Source organism: Bradyrhizobium sp. (assembly GCF_016462955.1).
GTDB lineage: Bacteria > Pseudomonadota > Alphaproteobacteria > Rhizobiales > Xanthobacteraceae > Bradyrhizobium.
Genome location: NZ_JAEMSD010000654.1, coordinates 1 through 3198, shown reverse-complemented (window position 1 = coordinate 3198; position 3198 = coordinate 1). Strand labels below are relative to the sequence as shown.

Annotated in this window: 2 protein-coding genes; both read right to left on the bottom strand. The window is 66.4% G+C overall.

Going from position 1 to position 3198, the window contains the following annotated elements; all coding sequences use genetic code 11:
- A partial coding sequence (locus tag JHD07_RS36325; RefSeq protein WP_291630946.1) for a chemotaxis protein CheW occupies positions 1 to 392 on the bottom strand: 392 nt, incomplete at its 3' end.
- A 26-nt stretch (positions 393 to 418) separates the two neighbouring features.
- Entirely contained in the window at positions 419 to 3196 is a 2778-nt protein-coding gene (locus tag JHD07_RS36320) for a hybrid sensor histidine kinase/response regulator (protein WP_291630944.1), read from the bottom strand.
- Between the last annotated feature and the right edge of the window lie 2 nt (positions 3197 to 3198).

Here is a 3198-nt window from a genome sequence, read left to right as displayed (position 1 = left end):
TGCACGCCGCCGGCGAGCTTGGCCATGCGGGGATCGAGATTGACGGGATTCTCCTCCATGCCGGTCTCGGGCAGGCGCAGCACTTCGCCGATCTGGTCGATCAGGAGGCCGTAGGATTCGCCGCGCAAATCGACACCGACCGCCATCGCGGTCTTGTCGTCCTCATCCCTGGGCAGGCCGAGACGCGAGCGCATGTCCACCACGGTGACGATGCGGCCGCGCAGGTTGAGGACGCCCGCGATCTCGTGCGAGGACAAGGGCACGCGGGTGACGCGCTCGGGCATGAACACGTCCTGCACGCGCGAGATCGGCAGGCCGAACAGCTGGCCGCCGATCATCGCGGTGACGTATTCGACCATGGTGCCTTCGGCGGACTGGGTCTTGCTGGTCATGTGTCTCTCCTGTTCCCTGTCCTGCTCTAGGCCGCGGCCCGGTTCAGCTCGGAGGCGCCGGCGGCGCCCGCGGTCTGCTCCTTCAGCGCCGCGATCAGACCGGGACGGTCGAACTTGGCGACGTAGTCGTGGAAGCCGGCCTGGCGGCCGCGCTCGATCGCCGCCGGCGACACCAGCGCCGAGAGGCCGATGATCGGCATCGAACCGAGATTGTTGTCGGAGCGAATGACTTCCGCGAACTCGAACCCGTTCATGTCGGGCATCTCGATGTCGGTCAGCACCACGTCGAAGCTCTGGGCGCGCAGCGCGGCCAGGCCCTCCTGCGCGGTCGGCGCGGTGCGGACGCGATATCCGGCCGCCTTCAGCACGGGGGCCAGCATGTTGCGGAAAAAGGCGCTGTCGTCGACCAGCAGCACCGACTGCGAGTGCAGCGACGGCTTCATCTCCTTGCGAGTGAACCAGTCGGAGAACGCCATCGGCAGGAAGTGGCCGACGTCGATCACCTCGGTGGCCTGGCCCTTGATCACGGCCGAGCCCAGAATGCCGGAGGAGGAGCCGCCGACCTCGATGTTGAGCCGTTCATCGACGATGTCGATGATCTCGTCGACGACGAGGCCCATGGAGCGGCCGTCGTCGGCGAACACCAGGATCGGCTGGGCGCCCTGGCTCGCAACGGTGACGCTCTCCATGGCGACCAGCGGCATCAGCTGCTCGCGGTACTGCACCATGTAGCGGCCGTTGGAGAACTCGATCTTGTCGGCGGGCAGCTCCTCCAGGCGCGTGACGAGGCCGAGCGGAACCGCCTTGGGCTGCGAGGAGCCGGCGCGGAACACCAGGAGCGAGGTGGTCTGCTCGCCGGAGCCGACGTGATGGGCGCCGTTCTCGTCACCCATGCCGTGGGCCGAGGAGCCGGCGGCGCCGAGCGCCTTGGCAATGCCGTTGGGATCGATGATCATGATGACAGCGCCATCGCCCAGAATGGTGTTGCCGGAGAACATGTCGATGTGACGCAGCTTCGTCGACATCGGCTTGACCACGATTTCTTCGGTGTGGAACACGCCATCGACCACGATGCCGAAGGTCTGGCTGCCGACCTGGGTGACCACGATGAAGCCGTTCTCGGGATCGGAAGCCGCGCCGTCGTCGATCTTGAGCAGCTTCTTCAGGTGGATCAGCGGCAGCAGCTTGTTGCGGAGCCTGAGGACGGCAGTGTCCTTGATGCGCTCGATGCGGTGCTCGCTGTTGGCGCGGGCGCGCACCAGCTCGACCACCGAGAGCTGCGGGATGGCGAAGCGGTCGCCGGCAGCTTCCACGATCAGGGCGGAGACGATGGCGAGCGTCAGCGGGATCTTGATGGTGACGGACGAGCCTTCGCCGGCGACCGACTTGATGTCGATGGTGCCGCCGATCTGGTCGATATTGGTGCGCACCACGTCCATGCCGACGCCGCGGCCCGAGACCGAGGTGATGGCAGCGGCGGTCGAGAAGCCCGGCGCGAAGATGAACTTGTGGATCTGGGCTTCGCTCATCTTCTCGAGCTCGGCCTCGGTGACGAGGCCCGAGGAGAGCGCCTTGGCCTTGATCTTCTCGGTGTTGAGGCCGCGGCCGTTGTCGGCGATGCAGATGATGATGTGGCCGCCCTCGTGATAGGCGGACAGGCGAATGGTGCCCTGCTCGCCCTTGCCGCTGGCGAGGCGCTCGGCGGGGGTCTCCAGGCCATGATCGGCGGAGTTGCGCACCATGTGGGTGAGCGGGTCCTTGATCAGGTCGAGCACCTGGCGGTCGAGCTCGGTGTCGGCGCCGTGCATCTCCAGTTCGATCTGCTTGCCGAGTTCGCTCGACAGATCGCGGACGATGCGGGGCAGCTTCTGCCAGGCATTGCCGATCGGCTGCATGCGCGTCTTCATGACGCCTTCCTGCAGCTCGGCGGTGACGTTGGAGAGGCGCTGCAGCGGCACCTTGAACTCGGTGTCCTCGTTGCGGCGGGAGATCTCCAGGAGTTGGTTGCGGGTCAGCACCAGCTCGGAGACCATGGTCATCAGGTGCTCCAGCGTATCCACGTTGACGCGGATCGACTGGTTGGCGATGCGGTCGCCTTCGCCCGCCATCTCCTCGCTCATCGCCCTCTTCGGCGCGGCCTTCTCCCGGGCGGGTTTTGCGTCCTTGGCAATTTGGGCTTCAGCAGCCGGCGCGGGCTCGGCCTTTGCTTCGGCAACCGGCGCGGGCTGTTCGATCGCGGTCTCGCGGAAGGCGCGCTCGAGCTCGTCGAGCGAGACTTCGCCCGGACGCAATGGACGCTCCAGCGTCTGATCGATCAGCGTGCCCGTGGTCATCTCCTTGGCGGGCTCCGGTGCAGCGGCCGGGGCTTCCGGCACCAGCGGCGGCGCTTCGGCGACAGGCGCCGAGCTACCGGCAGCCATTGCGGCCATGCCCTGCTCGACCATCGCCTCCAGCTTGTCGATGAGGTCGCGGTCGTTGCCCTCGGGCTCGGCTTCGGTCGCCTCCAGCCCTGCGAGGATCTCCTTGATGCGGTCGATCGAGGACAGGATCACCGTCACCGCCTCGGCGGTCACGGGCATGCCGTCGCGGAATTTGCCCATCAGGGTCTCGCCGGCATGCGCCAGCGCTTCCAGCCGCGGCAGCCCGAGGAAGCCGCAGGTGCCCTTGATGGTGTGGACCAGGCGGAAGATGTTATCCAGAATCTTGGCGTTGTTCGGCTCCTGCTCGAACTTCACCAGCTGATTGTCCACGGTGTCCAGGCTCTCGCTGGTCTCCGTCAAAAACTCCCGCAACAGATCATCCATGA